Raw genomic sequence first — 16,295 nt, 5'->3', positions numbered from 1 at the left:
GCAGTCAACTGCCGCTCGGGAGGCGGGGCTTTTATCATGGAAGGAAGTGCATGAAGAGCAGCGAACCCGTGAACACGGTGATCGCCACGACGATCGAGAGCGAGAGGACGAAGCGCGATTTGAAGATGGAGAGCAGCATGAGTGTGCTTTTGACGTCGATCATCGGGCCAAAGACGAGAAACGCCAGCAGGGAGCCAGGCGAGAATGTCTTGGCGAAGGAGAAGGCGACGAAAGCGTCGGTTGTGGAACACAGGGACAGCAGGTATGCGAAGCCCATCATGAAGACGTGCGAGAAGATGGTGCCTTGCCCGATGGCCGTAAGGCTGTCCTGGGCCACGAACGTCTGGATAATTGCGGTGAGGAAGGCGCCGAGCATCAAATATTTGCTCATCTCAATCATCTCGGAGGTACCATGGCTGAGCATCGTCATGGCGCGGCCGCCGTGGTCGTGGTGATGAGCGTGGTCATGGCCGTGCTCGTGATGATGATGGTGGTCATGCGTGTGGCCGCCGTCCTGGTCATGCTGGTGATGATCGTGAAGATCGTGGTGATGGGCGGCATGATCATGGCTGTGATGCTCATGAGCGTGAGTGTGGGACTTGTGAATGGTTGCCGCGGAATTTCCGCTCGGTGTGACCTGGTGGCGAAGCGGGTCTTTTTTCAAGAAGCGGGTCAGCCACAAGCCGATGACAAGTGCGACGCCGAAGGTGAGCCCCATCCGAGCGTAAGCCATCGAGGGATCGCCGCGGAACGCCATCCAGGTCGAAACGAACACAATCGGATTGAGAATCGGTCCAACCAGGATGAAGATGACAGCGATGTACACCGGCATGCCTTTGCGCATCAGCCTGCGAACGAACGGAATCATCCCGCATTCGCAAAGCGGAAACATGATGCCGAGCACACAGGCGAACAGGACGCCGCCAATCGGATTGCGCGGTGTCATCCGCCGGATAACCTCTTCGGGAATGAAGTTTTCAACAACGGTCGAAAGCAACACCCCCATGAACATGAAGGGCAGCGCATCCAGAAAAATATCCATGAAGGCTGTAAAAACATCCTTAAGCGGATAAACGATGGCAGGCAGCGGAGGCAGCTGTCTGGTCGTGACAATCAAGAACAGGAGCACTGCGCAGATGAACGTGGTAACCGGCAGGCTCCACCTATACATTGTTGAAGACAATGTGTCGACACCCCTTTTGGCGAGCAGATAATAGTACCATTCTATGTACGAGCTGCGCCGTCTAGGACAACCGAGAGCTTTTTTCAATGACTTCAATTTGTGTAAAAATTTAAGCGGGACGTTATGCCGGTTGACATCGCAGATTCAACGTGTATAATAATAGAAAATCAATGGCGATGACAGGAACAAGTACGTTTGTCTCTCGTTTCTCAGAGAGCCGGTGGATGGTGCGAACCGGTGAAACAAGCAAACCGAATGGATCCTCGAGCTTGAAGCTGAACACGGCAGCAGCCGCCTTCGGAACCTAGGCCGAAGCATGCGTCTGCAATGCCAGTATGCGAAACGGCTGCTCTCCGTTATCAGAGTCTGAAGGTTTGTTTCCATTACCCCTGCAGCGATCGATGCAGTCATGGCGGAACCAAACAAATTAGGGTGGTACCACGGTCTCTCGTCCCTTGCGGCGAGAGGCCTTTTTGTTGTCTTTTTTAGTAGGCTGAATTCACAGCCATTCCCATTAGGAGGTTTTGTTCCATGAAACGCGTACTTTCCGGCATGCAATCGAGCGGCCAATTAACGATAGGCAACTATATCGGCGCTCTGCGCAACTTTGTCAATTTGCAGCATCTGCACCGCTGTTATTTCATGGTGGTCGATATGCATGCGATCACCGTGCCTCAAGATCCGGCTGCCCTTAAGGAGCAGACGGAATCGATCGCCTCGCTGTATATCGCAGCGGGTCTTGATCCCAATAAAGCGTCGATCTTCCTGCAATCCCACGTACCTGCGCACGCGGAACTGGGCTGGATTATGACGACGCTGACGTACATGGGCGAACTGGAGCGCATGACGCAGTTCAAGGATAAATCCGCCGGCAAGGAGTCTGTTGGCGCCGGTCTCTTCACGTACCCGTCGCTTATGGCCGCGGACATCCTGCTCTACAACGCCGATCTGATTCCGGTCGGCGACGATCAGAAGCAGCATCTGGAGCTGACGCGCGATCTCGCGAACCGCTTCAACAACCGCTTCGGCGAGTTCTTCACAATGCCGGAGCCGTACATGCCGGAGATCGGTGCAAGAATCATGTCCTTGGACGATGCCTCCAAGAAAATGTCCAAAAGCTCGCCAAACCCTGGCAGTTATATCGCGATGCTTGATGAGCCGGCGGTCATTCGCAAGAAGCTGAGCCGCGCAGTAACCGACTCGGGCCGCGAAGTGAAATACGATCCGCAGAACAAGCCGGAAGTGAGCAACTTGATCTCGATCTATTCCCATTTTGCCAACATGTCGGTGGCGGAAATCGAAGCGAAGTATGACGGGCAAGGCTATGGTCCGTTCAAGAAAGATTTGGCCGAAGTCGTTGTCGCGGTGCTGGAGCCAATCCAAGAGCGCTATCGCGAGATTCGCAAATCCGGCGAGATTTTCGATATTTTGAAAAAAGGCGCAGCCGAAGCCTCGGAGCTTGCAAACGAAACGCTGCTCGAAGTGAAAAAACGGATGGGCTTTGTACTCCCATCCTAGTCGGTTTACGCAAAGACGTCCCCGCCGAGCTGGATCAGCTTGAGTCGGAGACGTCTTTTTTGCGTTGTGATACGCGCTGCCGTCAGGAGCGCGTATTTTTTTTGCGGATTTTTGCTTTGACCGCAAAGCCGTAGCCGATGAAGCCCAGTGCCACGAGGGAGCACAGGACGGCCATCCAAGGCATGCGCAGGGCGATGAACAAGGAAATCGCGGCCAGCAGCAGCGTGCCGATGAAGGCAAACAGCAGGGCGAGTGGTTTACTCATGGAGGCTAACCTACTTTCATGATAGTGACATCAGCGTATGATGTTATTTTAAACTTTTTTTGGTCCCGTGCATATAAATTCGTTTCCTCCACATACTATCATTGCAAGCTTGCAAATACATCAAAGATTATAGCTGACTGAAAGGAGTCTGATCCTGATGGCATCACGTAGCAGCAACACACTAGTTGTACCGCAAGCAAATGGAGCACTTGACCAACTGAAGTATGAGGTAGCTCAAGAACTGGGCATCCAAATTCCTCAAGATGGTTACATGGGGAATATGGCTACTCGCGACGCAGGTTCCATCGGTGGTAACATTACCCGCCGTTTGGTCCAAATCGCTGAGCAAACACTCGCAGGACAATCCGGCTTCCGCAGCTAATATTGTCCATTTTATCTAGCATGTCCGTTTTCTCGTAATAGTAAAGCCCGGAGGCCTTCCAAAAGCCTCCGGGCTTTTGATGTTCTGCAGCGGTTGCCGACAGGCTAGCCTTCTTGATAATTCTCAAGCAGTTCGGCAAGATGTTTTCGAATCGCTGCTTTCAATTCCCTCGGCCCGATCAACGCTGCTTCCTTTCCCAACGAGATAAAAAATTCTGTATAAAAGGGGATCTCGCTTCGGGACACTTCTACATCGATCTCAGCAGTTCCGTCTTCGCGTACGTGAAGGTGGGGAGACAGCCACAGCTCTGACTCGCAGCGCTGGGTACCGATGCGGGTCAGCTTCGCTTGCAAACGAACGGGATCTGTTGGGAGTACTACTTCCTGGCGGCTCAGGCGAATATCGCTCAACTTCAACGGCTCGGCTGAACCCGGCGACGCATCACGAATTCGGTCACAGCGAAACACTCGGATGCCCTCGCGCAGGAAACAATACGCCGTGCAGTACCAGAAGCCGTTATGCGCATACAGGGAGACCGGCTGAACTTGCCGAGAGGTCGTTCCTTCCGACTTGGACTCGTAAGTGATCGTCAGCACTTTCTGATGCACCGCAGCATCAAGCAAGACGGACAAGTGTGGGGCGTCGCCACGGCGCGTCGGCGAGACGAAGTCTACCCGTTCCTTCATCCTGTCGATTTGATCTCGAATGTCGCCCGGCATATGAAGATAAAACTTGCTGAGCGCCGAAGCCGATTCGGCGTCGAACGGCAGTGAAGAATAGTGGCGAAGCGCATGCACGGCAAAAAACATCGCCACCGCCTCCCCTTCCGTAAATGCGATAGGAGGCAGGACGCGTTCCCTCAGCACCTGATAACCTCCGTGCGGTCCTACCTCCGAATAGAGCGGCACGCCCAGTTCGCTTAATTCCTGCAAATCCCGGAGAATCGTTCGCGTGGAAACGTTGAACTCATCGGCAAGCTCTCCAACCTTGAAGCGCCGTTTGCGGTTCACCGTCATCATAAGCTCCATAAGCCTCTTGGATTTAGGCATGTTGGCCTCCTTGCTGATTTTATATTCACGACAATTATTGTCACTATTATGCCGTATACTCTTCCTTGTAAGCAAGCTTATTTCCAAACAAGGAGTGAACGCGCATGCGTAAATTTGCTGTTCTGTTTTTCTGTATCATGTTCCTGATCGGAACGGATACCTTTCTCATCTCTCCCTTGCTGCCCACGCTGCAGAAGGAATTCGGTGTATCAACCGATATCGCCGGATGGATGATCGGGGCGTACACACTCGGATCTGCCATTTTCGCATTGATTGCAGGGCCGCTGTCCGATGGGTGGAATCGAAAAACCGTCATGATCGGAGGTTTGTTGGGTTTCGCTGTCTCGACGATGCTGTGCGGCTTCGCGGATAGTTTCTGGACCATGTGCGTGTTCCGGTTCCTGGCCGGCATCTCCGCAGCCTTCACCGCTCCCCAAGTGTGGGCTTCCATTCCGGCTGTCATGCCGCCGGCACGTATCGGCAAGACGATGGGGCTGGCCTTTTCGGGACTCGCCGCTTCCCAAGCATTGGGCGTTCCGATCGGAAGCTGGCTAGCCGTTGCCCGTTGGTCCGTGCCGTTCTGGACCATTGGCGGCATTGCACTGGTCATGGCTTTCACGGTCATGTATTTGTTGCCTGATATCAAGCCGGCGGCGCAGCCCGGCGGCAAAGGTTCAATTCTTCGCCGCTACCTCCCGCTCATCACAAGCGGCCGCGCCAGAAGCGGGTTTCTAGCGTATCTTTTACTTCACCTGGGAAGCGGAACCTCGTTTGCCTTCATCGGCAAGTGGATTGCCGACCAGTTCGCTTATCCGGTAAGCCAGATCGGCACGGTAATGATGTTCTTGGGTCTAGGTACGTTTGTGGGAAGTTTGATCAGTGCCGCCATCACGCAAAAAATAGGGCGCATTCCTGCCTGGATGTCGGGCATGCTGCTGCTCTCGGGCCTGTATATCGGAGGACCGCATCTGCCGGGCATCACTTCGGTGACGGCTGCCTATTTTATCATCTTTGCGATCCTTGGCGTTCTGTTCCCTATCGCGATGGAAGCACTCACCTCGCTTAACGCTTCGATTCGCGGAACAATCTCCAGTCTGGCCAATTCGACGATGAATATGGCGAATACGCTGGGTGCTTGGATCGCGGGTATCTTGTATGTTCAGTTGGGAGGCTACGCATCCATCGGAATCTTCTCGGCGATCTGTTTGATCCTATCGCTGGTTATGTTTCTGGCGGGGGGCGTATTTGCCAAAAAGCCGGTTGAAGTCAAGACGCCTGCCGCCCGCTAGCATCACACACAAAAAGAGGCAAAAACCGAACCCCCGGTCTTTGCCTCTTTTTTTAATACAGATCCACACGCAGCTTCTTGCCCAGCTTGGAGTCGTTTACCCAGCCGACGTAGGAATCCAGCACTTCGAAATTATGATCCATCAGCAGCACGCCGACGAACGGATACTGTTTGCGGTGACGGTAGCGGACATCCGCCCAGCGCACCTCGTAACCCCACCGATGCGTCTTGACCTCGGCTGCGGCGAAGGAGGAGAAGTACAGCAGCGCCTGAATATCTTCATGCTGCTTGGACGCTTCGACAGCCGGATGTTCTGCGCTGGTCACGGTATCCAGCCATTTGAGCTTGCCGTTTTTCAATTCGCCTAATTGGTACGTGCCGTTCGCGCGGCGCTTGACCACATTCCAGACATAGAGATTGAATGTTACAATGAGGGTATACTTATCGCCTGGCTGGTAGGTCGGATCTTTGCGGTACAGCCCTTTCTCGATAATAAAATGATCCAATGTCCGCCATACATAATAAAGGGCGATGAGCGCATACAGTGTCGGAAAAATTAAGGTCGGGCTCGCGATTTTAAACGACCACATGAAAATTGCCGCGAGATGGCTGGTGAAAATAAACGGATCAAAGATATGGATAATGTTCCACGAAATCCATTTTTCCGTAAACGGCCTGACCGCTTGCGTGCCATACGTATTAAAACAGTCGGTAAATACATGGAAGCATACGGCGAGTCCGACCCACATCGCAAGATGGAGGAGCGGGATGCCGTGGAAGAAGAGCGCCAGCGCCCCTGTAATGAGCAGTGTCCACAACGGCAAGGCCGGCAAGGAATGGGAGCGTCCGCGATGATTGCGAATGTAGATGGCGTTCCCTTTAAACCGCAGCAGCCCGTCCACATCGGGGATCTGCGACCCCACAACGGTGCCGATGAAGACCGCAGTAGCCGTAGCTGTATCGGCCGAAATGGCCGGATCGATATGGGAAAGTCCTGCTAAGCCTAAGCCGATGACGAGATGAGTGCCAGTATCCAAAAGGGTATCCTCCTAGTTACGCTGTCCGAATTTTGTCTTGAGTTGAGGATGAAGATTGATGTTTCTTCCTTTAGTTTACCATTTTAACCTGAAAAATAAATCGGAAGGAGATCTAAAAATGTCTAAAGTTTTTGTAGAGTATGCCATAAATGCCGATTTCATGGAGACATATCTCATCTATATGCGGGAGTGGCAAGCGCGGGAAGGGCGTTTGCAGGTGATGGAAGGGACAGATCAGCAGGGGCTTTTTGTCGAAATTTGGGATGGAGTCACGTTCGAGGAGTATGGAAGGATGAAGGAAGAGAGGCTCCGGGCTGCAGAAAGCGGAAAGGGCGAAGCGGCCTGGGAGCAATGGGTGCGAGGCGGGCTGGCGAAGCTGCATATGTGGCATTTTACCGGCATCTAAACGCAAATAAACCGCAGTTCCAAGTGGAACCGCGGTTTCGTGTCCGGTATTCTTATCTTACTGGGCCTGTGCCCCCGGAAAACGGGTAGGCATAGTTCAAAGGCTCATCGAATGTGATGTAGTCAAGGTTCACCATAAGTAAGAGGAACCGCATGCCGGTTACCGGATCCGAGATGATGATATGGTCGCGGCCCGCAGCTTCAAGTTTACCTTTGAAAATTTTGGCATTCCACTCCGAGTTGTTTTCGTAGGTCATGTAGATTGTCGCCATTTTCCCCAAGTTCAGACGAAGAATGTTCTCGATATAGGATTCTTCCAGCGGAGCGGCAGGCACGTTGACGCCGGTTTGCAGCGGGATTCCGGTCGGGGAAAGCGTCGAACCGGCTGGTGTCATGGGCACCATGTTATTCGTAACTGCCGTTGGAACAGGGTAAGACGGATACGTGTAACCGAGTTGCGGGTTGGCTTGGTTGCCGATTTTGTAGGGGTTGTTTAACATTTCCAAAATGTCCTCCTTGAGCTTTGCGCACGAAAGCTTTGTGTAATCGTCGTGGTTGGGCAATTTCCATATCATCATATTGTGCGGATGCCTAATTGGTGACGGATTTTGGGAATAAAAAAAGGCTCCCTCGCGGGAGCTTACGACAGCAGAAATTTGTACCCGACCCCCCATACCGTTTTGATATGCTTCGGTTCTTTGGGATCGGTTTCGATTTTCTTGCGGAGGTTGGCGATATGTACATCGATCGCTCGTTCGGTTACATAGCTATCGAAGCCGCGGACGCGGTTGAGCAGCTCTTCCCGGCTGTACACCTTGCCTTGATTTTGCCAGAACAGCTTCATAATTTCAAACTCGGAAAAGGTCGTCTCCACGACTTTGCCGTGAACGAGCAGACAGCGTTTCTCGGTGTCCAACGTAATTTTCATTGGCGGGTCAGGCTGTGTCTGAGCTTGGGAGGGGGCCGTTGAAGCGACAGACAGTTCGGCGGCGGCAGATGCGAAGCTGTGGGATCTGCGCAGCAGCGCCTGTACGCGGGCGGAAAGCTCCCGCATGGAAAACGGCTTGCAGAGATAATCGTCCGCTCCGGTCTGCAGACCGCGTACCCGATCGGAAACCTCGCTCTTGGCGGAGATCATCAGAATCGGGATGTTCGAGGTCTGTCGAACGTTCGCGCAGAGCTGAATGCCGTCAATATCCGGCAGCATCACATCCAGAATAATCGCATCCGGCTGGAACTGCCGCAGCAAGCGTTCGCCCTCTCCGCCATTCTCCGCGCGCTTGACTTCGTAGCCGTCTTCGTACAAATATATGGACATCATTTCGCCGATGCTGAAGTCGTCTTCAATTATTAATATTTTTGACATAAACGTTCCTCTCCTTTGTGATAAAAGGCTAGGTGCTCGATATGCCGTTCGCCATAATCGATCCTATCACAAACAATGTTATCATTATCCAATTTGTGCCGTCCAGTTTTACTTAATTAAACGTCGGACGATTAAGCTGCTTTCATGAAAAAAAAGCTGGGCGGTACTTGACTTCTGCAGGTGCAGGTCAAGCGGGCCAGCTTCTTTTGTTAGGATGTACCAAATGGCTGAAAATCATACGGTGAGGTGCTTCCGCACAAGCTCCTCGCTCAAATGCTCCGCACCGCCCGAAGCGGCGATCGTGCCGCGGTCCAGCACGTAGTAGTGATCCGCGATGCTGGTGGCAAATTCCAGGCTCTGCTCGACGAGCAGAACGGCGATTTCCCGATCCCTCTTGATCGATTCGATGATGGCTTCGATCTCCATGACGATGGAGGGCTGAATGCCTTCCATCGGCTCGTCGAGCAGGAGCAGCTTCGGTCCGGCGGCCATCGCTCGTGCAATGGCAAGCTGCTGCTGCTGCCCGCCGCTTAGATCACCGCCCTTGCGGCTTAGCATCTGGCGCAGCACCGGAAACGTCTCGAAGAGCGATTCTGGCAGCTTCTTGCGGCGGTCAGCCGCCGCCTCGAGACCAAGCAGCAGGTTTTCCTCCACCGTGAGCTGTTGGAAAATCTCGCGGCCTTGAGGAACGTAGCCGATGCCGGCGTGGGCTCGCCGTTCAGGGCTTGCGTGAGTTAACTCCCGCCCCTCGTAATGAAGGGTGCCGGCACGCGGTTTGATCAGACCCATGATCGTCTTCATCAGGGTAGACTTGCCGACGCCGTTGCGGCCCATCAGGCAGACGATCTGCCCAGGCTTCACCTCCAGGTTCACGCTGCGCACAACCATGCTTTCGCCATATCCGGCTTCTATTCCTTGCAATTTAAGCACCGCGCTCGACTCTCCTTCCGAGATACACTTCCGCGACCTTGTCATCCTGCTGAATGTCCTGCATTGTCCCTTCCCGGAGGACAGTCCCCTCGTGGAGAACCGTCACTGTCCGGGCGTATCGGCGGACGAACTCCATATCATGCTCCACGACGATAACGGTTTGCTGCGCCGCAATGCTGTGCAGCAGCTCGCCGGTTTTCTCCGTCTCGCTGTCGGTCATGCCTGCGGCCGGCTCGTCGAGCAGCAGCAGATCGGCCTCCTGCATCAGGAGCATCCCGATCTCGAGCCACTGCTTCTCGCCATGCGAGAGCGACCCGGCGCGTTCGTTCGCCTTATCGGCGAGACCAATCATGCTGAGCCGCAGGTGCAGCCGCTCGCGCTGCTCGCTCGTCGTTTTCGCCCAGAGCGCGCTGAGCAGCCCGCGCTGCTGCTTCATGGACAGCGCGAGATTCTCGAACACCGTGAGCGTAGAGAAGACGGTCGGGGTCTGGAATTTGCGCCCGATGCCCAGTTGGGCGATTTGATGCTCTTGATGTTTGCTGAGGTCGATGTGATCCTTGAACAAGACCTGACCGCCAGAGGGTTTGACTTTGCCGCAGATGACATCGAGCAAGGTTGTTTTGCCTGCGCCGTTTGGGCCGATGAGGAAGCGAAGCTCCCCGTAGTCGAGAGAAAAGTCCAGATTGCGCAATGCTTTGAAACCGTCGAAGCTCACCTCAAGCCCTTTGACGCTCAGAATTTTCTCGTCGGTTTGTCTGTGGGGTTCCACTAATTGTCCTAGCATGGGATGTTCTCCTTTCGGTTTTCATAAGCTGAACATAGTGCGTTAGCGTGCCGATAATGCCTTTGGGCAGAAACAGTACGACGATGATGAACATGAGGCCCATCATGATCGGCCACCAGTCGGGATACGCTTCGCTGAAGGTCGTTTTGGCGGCATTGGTGAGCAGGGCGCCAAGCACAGCGCCGCCGATGGTGGAGCGGCCGCCGATCGCGACCCACAGCACCATCTCAATAGAGGGGACGATGCCCATTTGCGCGGGGGAAATAATACCTTCCTGGAGGACGAACAACACCCCGGCAAGACCAGCCAGCCCTGCGGAAACGCAGTAGATGAACACTTTGAACGTCACCGGGTTGTAACCGATGAAGCGAACCCGGTTCTCGCCGTCGCGAATGGCCGTCAGGATGTTCCCGAGGCGGCTGGTCACGAGGAAGGAGCTGAGCAGCAGGACAGCGGCTACAACGCCCAAGGTAAGATAGAAGAAAACGAGCTTCGTCGATGGGGCTTGCAGATTGAAGCCGAGGAAGGTGGTGAAATTCGTCAATCCGTTCGTGCCGCCGGTATAACCCTGCTGGCCGACGAACAAGGTGACGGTAATAATGACGAGCGCCTGCGATAATATCGAGAAGAACGCGCCCTTGATCCGGTTGCGAAACGTAAAGTAGCCGAGCACGAAGGCGACGGCCATCGGTACGAGCAGCGCAAGCAGGAAGGCGGCGATGGCGCTGTGGAACGGGGCCCAGAACCAAGGCAGGCTTTCGACGCCGCTCCAGGACATAAAGTCCGGCAGCCCTTGCGGAGTGGAAGCGAGCTTGAGATGCATCGCCATGCAGTAAGCGCCGAGGCCGAAGAAGACGCCGTGCCCGAGGCTCAAAATGCCGGTAAAGCCCCAGATCAGGTCGATGCCGATGGCAATAATGGCATACGCCAGAAACTTGCCGAGCAGCGACATCCGAAAATCGGACAGCAGGAGCGGGGCAAGAGCAAGCAGAAGGAGACAGACACTGTACATCGTAAGCTTGAGCTTGGATTGACCGGAAAGCAGCATAGCTGCGGCACACCCTTTCGTCGTAAGGTCGAAGGTTAATCGAGGGAGCGCGAGCGCATCGTCACGAGTCCCATCGGCTTCCATTGCAGGAACGCGATGATGAGCGTAAAGACGAGCACCTTCCCGAGCGTCGCGCTCGTCGAGTATTCCAACGCGGTATTGAATACGCCGATACCGAGCGCACCGGCGACCGTGCCGATCAGCTTGCCGATGCCGCCGAGCACGACGACCATGAACGCGTCGACGATATAGTAGGTGCCGATCGTCGGTCCGATGGGTCCGAGCAGCGACAGGGCACAGCCGGCAATGCCGGCCATCGCCGAGCCAAAAGCGAACGACTGCGCATCGACCCGGCGCGTCGAGATGCCGAGACACGCCGCCATTTGGCGGTTTTGCATGACGGCGCGCATCCGTCTGCCGCCGGCCGTGTGATACAGATACACGTAGATGATCAGGATGCAAAGCGCCACAAGCGCGATAATGAACAGCCGCTTGTAAGGGAGAATAAGATCGGCGGTCACGTGCAGACCGCCTTCCAGCCAGCCAGGTGCCTTCACGGCAACGTTCGGCGCACCGAAGATGGAGCGTGCGAGCTGCTGCAGCACGAGGCTCACGCCCCACGTCGCCAGCAGGCTATCCAGCGGCCTGCCGTACAGGAATCGGATGAGCAGCGCTTCCAGCAGCCAGCCGATGGTGAAGGAAACGACGAACGCGACACCCAGCGAGACGACGAAATACCAGCCGAAAGCGGAGGCAGGCAGAAGCTTTTGAAAGGCATTTTGCACGAGATAAGCCATGTAAGCCCCGATCATAATAAACTCGCCATGGGCCATGTTCATCACATTCATAAGGCCGAACGTAATGGCGAGACCGATCGCGATGAGCAGCAGGATAGAGCTGAGACTGAGTCCATTGAACACTTGAAGAAGCAAAAGGCTCATAGAGGGGGGCCCTCCTAAAAGTTTTTTCGCCAGAAAAAACTGGCATCGGATGCGCAAACTTGTGCGAAAGGCGCGATGAAAAATCAGGACTGCTGGTCAGCAGTCCTGGCAGATTCGCCTGTGGACATTCGGCTTATTTCGTAACTGCCGTGCCCCACGGGTACGTTTTGAGGAATGGATCCGGTTTGAGCGCCTGGCCGGAGTTCCATACTTCCTTGATTTGACCGTCTGCGCTAATTTGGCCGATTCGAGCGGTTTTGAAAATATGCTGATTGTCGCCGTCAATCGTCACTTTGCCCTCCGGGGAGTTGAAGGAAATGCCTTTGGCCGCTTCCTTCACTTTGTCGACATCGAAGGAGCCTGCCTTCTTCACGGCTTCCGCCCACAGATATACAGCCGTGTAGCCGGCTTCAATCGGGTCGTCCGTCACTCGGTCTTTGCCGTATTTGGCTTTGTAGGCCTCGACGAATTTCTTGTTCTCCGGAATATCCGTCGTTTGATAGTAATTCCAAGCGGTATAGTGGCCGTCGAGCACGGAAGCGCCGATGCCGCGAACTTCTTCCTCGGCGATACTGACAGACATGGTTGTCAAGTCCTTCGCTGTAATGCCGGCATCCTTCAATTGTTTGAAGAAGGCGACGTTACTGTCCCCGTTAAGCGTATTGAACACTACGTCAGGTTTTTCTTTTTTAATTTTAGAAATGATTGTGTTGTAGTCCGTGTGGCCGAGCGGAGTGTATTCTTCGGCAACGAGTGTACCGCCGTCCGCCTTCAACTGCTCTTTAATGATTTTGTTCGCCGTTCTTGGGAAAACGTAGTCGGAACCGAGGAGAAAGAACTTTTTCCCTTTGTTTTGGAGGAGCCAGGTTACTGCGGGGATGATTTGCTGGTTCGTGGTTGCGCCGATGTAGAAAATGTTCGGAGAGGATTCCACGCCTTCATACTGAACCGGATACCAGAGCAAGCCTTTGTTCTGCTCGACGACTGGCAGGACGGCTTTGCGGCTGGCCGACGTCCAGCAGCCGAAGATCGTGACGACGCTGTCCTTTTGCAGGAGTTTCTTTGTCTTTTCCGCAAAGGTCGGCCAATCTGATGCCCCATCTTCAATGATAGGTTTGATTTTCTTGCCTAAGAGTCCCCCTGCTGCGTTGATCTCATCAATGGCCATGAGCTCGGCATCACGAACGGATACTTCGCTGATGGACATCGTACCGGTAAGGGAGTGCAGAATGCCCACAGGTACCGTGTCATCCCCTGCCTTCGTTCCGGCAGCTGCTGTTGTCGTCGTAGGTGCTGTAGTCGTGGATGTGGTCGTTTCCGTTTTGGCACAAGCTGCGCTTACCATCATTGTTGCGGCCAGACTTAATGCAAACATCATCTTCCTTTTGTTGCTTCTCTCTCTCATTCACGTCCCACTCCCATTCTCTGACAAGTTTTGGATTACACGGCTAATCATAAAGGGGTGAACAAGTTGGTGTCAATATAGATAACATAAACTGGATTTATTTTGGTAAAAACAACAAAACACAATGAAAACTTTGTGAAAATTTCATGAAAACGCGTTTGTTATTTAAATTTTAAATGGTTTTATGTCACTAAATATGACATACATGATTTACAGATCGCCAATACACGAATATAATGGGTGTAAAGTATTTCCAATATTCGCTTTTGGAAGAGGTGAGCGTGTGCATTTAACGGAGCGGGAAAAGGAGAAGCTGCTCATCACCGTAGCGGCAGACCTGGCGCGGCGAAGGCTGGCGAGAGGCGTGAAATTGAATTATCCCGAAAGTATAGCTATCCTGACGTCGGAGATTATGGAGGGCGCACGCGACGGGTTGACGGTGGCACAGCTCATGGCGTTCGGAACGACGATCCTGCGCCGTGACCAAGTGATGGAAGGCGTGCCGGAGATGATTCACGAGGTGCAGGTCGAGGCGACGTTTCCCGACGGCACCAAGCTCGTTACTGTGCATGAGCCAATAACATAATGAGGAGGGGCGCGATGATCCCAGGCGAATACCGTACGGCGCAAGGTACGATTGCGCTCAACGCAGGCCGGCAAACGATCGAGATCATGGTTACAAATACGGGAGATCGGCCGGTGCAGGTAGGTTCTCATTTTCATTTTTTTGAGGTGAATCGGGCGCTGGCTTTTCAGCGAGAATCGGCCTTCGGCATGCGATTGAATATTCCAGCCGGTACGGCGGTGCGCTTCGAACCCGGCGAGCAGAAGCCGGTTCCATTGGTGGAGCTGGGCGGTGCGAAGCTGTCCTATGGTTTGAACGGGCTGAGCCAAGGAGCAGCGGGATATCAGCGCATGACGGACGAGATCAGGCAGCGTTTGCAGGCATGGGAGGGAAAGCTGAATGAATTCGATTGACCGCAAAAGCTACGCATTGATGTTCGGTCCTACCACAGGAGACAGCGTGCGGCTCGCCGATACCGATTTGTGGGCGCAAATCGAGCGCGATTATACGGTATACGGCGACGAGTGCAAATTCGGCGGAGGCAAAGTCATTCGCGACGGCATGGGGCAGTCATCCGGCGCGACCCGGGCGGACGGCGTGCTCGATACGCTCATTACGAACGCGATCATTATCGACCATTGGGGCATCGTCAAAGGAGACATCGGCATTCGCGACGGTCATATTGTCGCCATCGGCAAAGCCGGCAATCCGGACATCATGGACGGCGTCCATCCGGATTTGATCGTAGGGGCTTCCACCGAAATTATCGCAGGAGAAGGCAAAATCGTTACCCCCGGCGGCATCGACGCGCACATTCATTTCATCTGCCCGCAGCAGATTGAAACGGCGCTGGCCTCAGGCGTAACGACGATGATCGGCGGCGGAACCGGGCCGGCGACCGGGACGAACGCGACGACCTGCACTCCCGGCGCGTGGCACCTGCAGCGCATGCTGGAGGCGGCGGAGGCGTTCCCAATGAACTTGGGCTTCACGGGTAAAGGGAACAGTTCGTTTCTTACACCGCTGACCGAGCAGATCGAGGCCGGGGCTATCGGGCTGAAGCTGCACGAGGACTGGGGGACGACACCGGCGGCGATCGATATGTGCCTGCAAGCAGCTGACCTCTACGATGTGCAGGTGGCCATTCATACCGATACATTAAATGAAGCGGGATTTTTGGAGGACACACTCGCTGCGATTAAGGGACGTACGATCCATACCTATCATACGGAAGGGGCAGGGGGCGGGCATGCGCCCGACATTATCCGCGCCGCGTCGCAGCGCAATGTGCTGCCATCTTCCACGAATCCGACACGTCCTTTTACCATTAATACCATAGAGGAACACTTGGATATGCTGATGGTCTGCCATCATCTCGACAGCCGCATTCCGGAGGACGTTGCTTTTGCAGACTCAAGGATCCGCCCGGAGACGATCGCCGCGGAGGATATTTTGCACGATATGGGTGTGTTCTCGATGATTTCCTCGGATTCGCAGGCGATGGGCCGGGTGGGGGAAGTGATCATTCGGACATGGCAGACCGCGGATAAAATGAAAAAGCAGCGCGGCCCGCTGGCGCCGGACACCGCGGAGCATGATAACTTTCGGATCAAGCGCTATATCGCGAAATATACGATTAACCCGGCGATCACGCACGGCATCTCGCACCTGGTCGGCTCCGTCGAGCCGGGTAAATTTGCGGATCTCGTGCTCTGGAGCCCGATGTTTTTTGGCGTCAAGCCGGAAATCGTGCTAAAAGGAGGCAGCATCGCCTACGCCCAGATGGGCGATCCGAACGCGTCGATCCCGACGCCGCAGCCGGTATACGGCAGGCCGATGTTTGCCGCCTTCGGCAAATCGCTGACGCAAAGCTCGCTGACGTTCGTTTCGCAGGCGGCGTACGAGGCGGGCATCGCGGTGCGACTCGGCCTCCAGAAGCGGGTTGAGCCGGTCAAAGGTTGCCGCAGCGTCTCCAAAGAGGACATGATCCATAATGCCGAGACGCCGTCCATTGAGGTCAACCCGGAGACGTATGAAGTGAAGGTCGATGGGACCGCGATTACGTGCGAACCGGCGGAGAAGCTGCCGATGGCGCAGCTGTATTTCTTATTCTGAGGGCGAGGTGAGCG

The 16,295-nt window shown here is 54.5% G+C and carries 18 protein-coding genes and 1 other annotated feature; of the genes, 7 read left to right on the top strand and 11 right to left on the bottom strand.

The window, feature by feature from the left end:
- Positions 1–34: 34 nt before the first annotated feature.
- Positions 35–1,183, bottom strand: a complete 1,149-nt coding sequence (locus EJQ19_RS15180; RefSeq protein ID WP_241242920.1) for a permease — start codon at positions 1,181–1,183, stop codon at positions 35–37.
- 167 nt (positions 1,184–1,350) lie between these two features.
- Positions 1,351–1,642: a binding site (T-box leader), on the top strand.
- Between the two features lie 72 nt (positions 1,643–1,714).
- On the opposite strand from EJQ19_RS15180, the gene trpS reads away from it, so the two are divergent.
- Complete coding sequence (trpS, locus tag EJQ19_RS15175; RefSeq protein WP_126142078.1) at positions 1,715–2,701, top strand: tryptophan--tRNA ligase; 987 nt, start codon at positions 1,715–1,717, stop codon at positions 2,699–2,701.
- 82 nt (positions 2,702–2,783) lie between these two features.
- On the opposite strand, the gene EJQ19_RS15170 is transcribed toward trpS, so the two are convergent.
- Positions 2,784–2,966: a DUF5325 family protein gene (locus EJQ19_RS15170; protein ID WP_126142077.1), complete on the bottom strand. Its 183-nt coding sequence runs from the start codon at positions 2,964–2,966 to the stop codon at positions 2,784–2,786.
- A 157-nt stretch (positions 2,967–3,123) separates the two neighbouring features.
- On the opposite strand from EJQ19_RS15170, the gene EJQ19_RS15165 reads away from it, so the two are divergent.
- On the top strand, positions 3,124–3,348 hold the full coding sequence (locus tag EJQ19_RS15165; RefSeq protein ID WP_126142076.1) for an alpha/beta-type small acid-soluble spore protein: 225 nt from the start codon (positions 3,124–3,126) through the stop codon (positions 3,346–3,348).
- A gap of 104 nt (positions 3,349–3,452) precedes the next feature.
- Here EJQ19_RS15165 and EJQ19_RS15160 read toward each other — a convergent pair whose 3' ends face one another.
- Positions 3,453–4,397, bottom strand: a complete 945-nt coding sequence (locus tag EJQ19_RS15160) for a helix-turn-helix transcriptional regulator (protein ID WP_126142075.1) — start codon at positions 4,395–4,397, stop codon at positions 3,453–3,455.
- Positions 4,398–4,501: 104 nt separating this feature from the next.
- Between EJQ19_RS15160 and EJQ19_RS15155 the strand changes: the two genes are divergently transcribed.
- Positions 4,502–5,686 (top strand): MFS transporter, encoded by a 1,185-nt coding sequence (locus EJQ19_RS15155; RefSeq protein ID WP_126142074.1) that lies wholly within the window; start codon positions 4,502–4,504, stop codon positions 5,684–5,686.
- A 52-nt stretch (positions 5,687–5,738) separates the two neighbouring features.
- On the opposite strand, the gene EJQ19_RS15150 is transcribed toward EJQ19_RS15155, so the two are convergent.
- On the bottom strand, positions 5,739–6,722 hold the full coding sequence (locus EJQ19_RS15150) for a metal-dependent hydrolase (protein ID WP_126142073.1): 984 nt from the start codon (positions 6,720–6,722) through the stop codon (positions 5,739–5,741).
- Positions 6,723–6,840: 118 nt separating this feature from the next.
- Here EJQ19_RS15150 and EJQ19_RS15145 point away from each other — a divergent pair, with 118 nt between their 5' ends.
- The gene (locus tag EJQ19_RS15145; protein ID WP_126142072.1) at positions 6,841–7,128 is read left to right on the top strand and encodes a hypothetical protein; all 288 of its coding nucleotides are present in this window, start codon (positions 6,841–6,843) and stop codon (positions 7,126–7,128) included.
- A 52-nt stretch (positions 7,129–7,180) separates the two neighbouring features.
- Here EJQ19_RS15145 and gerQ read toward each other — a convergent pair whose 3' ends face one another.
- The 7 genes from gerQ to urtA all read right to left on the bottom strand — a co-directional run bounded on the left by gerQ (position 7,181) and on the right by urtA (position 13,601).
- Complete coding sequence (gene gerQ / locus EJQ19_RS15140) at positions 7,181–7,627, bottom strand: spore coat protein GerQ (RefSeq protein WP_241242919.1); 447 nt, start codon at positions 7,625–7,627, stop codon at positions 7,181–7,183.
- Between the two features lie 140 nt (positions 7,628–7,767).
- Positions 7,768–8,493 (bottom strand): response regulator transcription factor, encoded by a 726-nt coding sequence (locus EJQ19_RS15135; protein ID WP_126142071.1) that lies wholly within the window; start codon positions 8,491–8,493, stop codon positions 7,768–7,770.
- A gap of 234 nt (positions 8,494–8,727) precedes the next feature.
- A complete protein-coding gene (gene urtE, locus EJQ19_RS15130) occupies positions 8,728–9,423 on the bottom strand; it encodes an urea ABC transporter ATP-binding subunit UrtE (RefSeq protein ID WP_164716561.1) in 696 nt (231 codons plus the stop codon).
- The gene (urtD, locus tag EJQ19_RS15125; protein WP_126142069.1) at positions 9,416–10,207 is read right to left on the bottom strand and encodes an urea ABC transporter ATP-binding protein UrtD; all 792 of its coding nucleotides are present in this window, start codon (positions 10,205–10,207) and stop codon (positions 9,416–9,418) included. Before urtD ends, urtE begins: the two co-directional genes overlap by 8 nt.
- Positions 10,140–11,255 carry an urea ABC transporter permease subunit UrtC gene (gene urtC, locus EJQ19_RS15120; RefSeq protein WP_126142068.1) on the bottom strand — a complete coding sequence of 372 codons (1,116 nt, stop codon included), beginning with the start codon at positions 11,253–11,255 and terminating at the stop codon, positions 10,140–10,142. Before urtC ends, urtD begins: the two co-directional genes overlap by 68 nt.
- 35 nt (positions 11,256–11,290) lie before the next feature.
- Complete coding sequence (gene urtB, locus EJQ19_RS15115; RefSeq protein ID WP_126142067.1) at positions 11,291–12,196, bottom strand: urea ABC transporter permease subunit UrtB; 906 nt, start codon at positions 12,194–12,196, stop codon at positions 11,291–11,293.
- Positions 12,197–12,329: 133 nt separating this feature from the next.
- Positions 12,330–13,601, bottom strand: coding sequence for an urea ABC transporter substrate-binding protein (urtA, locus tag EJQ19_RS15110; RefSeq protein WP_241242918.1), 1,272 nt, complete (start codon positions 13,599–13,601; stop codon positions 12,330–12,332).
- Positions 13,602–13,884: 283 nt separating this feature from the next.
- Between urtA and EJQ19_RS15105 the strand changes: the two genes are divergently transcribed.
- Genes EJQ19_RS15105 through ureC form a run of 3 tightly spaced genes read left to right on the top strand, consistent with a single transcriptional unit; the run spans position 13,885 to position 16,281 of the window.
- A complete protein-coding gene (locus EJQ19_RS15105; RefSeq protein WP_126142066.1) occupies positions 13,885–14,187 on the top strand; it encodes an urease subunit gamma in 303 nt (100 codons plus the stop codon).
- Positions 14,188–14,201: 14 nt separating this feature from the next.
- Complete coding sequence (gene ureB / locus EJQ19_RS15100; protein WP_126142065.1) at positions 14,202–14,579, top strand: urease subunit beta; 378 nt, start codon at positions 14,202–14,204, stop codon at positions 14,577–14,579.
- A complete protein-coding gene (gene ureC / locus EJQ19_RS15095) occupies positions 14,566–16,281 on the top strand; it encodes an urease subunit alpha (protein WP_126142064.1) in 1,716 nt (571 codons plus the stop codon). The genes ureB and ureC overlap by 14 nt, the downstream gene beginning before the upstream one ends.
- Positions 16,282–16,295: the final 14 nt, after the last annotated feature.

Source organism: Paenibacillus whitsoniae (assembly GCF_003955665.1).
GTDB lineage: Bacteria > Bacillota > Bacilli > Paenibacillales > NBRC-103111 > Paenibacillus_E > Paenibacillus_E whitsoniae.
The sequence above is the reverse complement of the archived record's forward strand: the minus strand, read 5'-3'. Positions and strand labels throughout refer to the sequence as shown.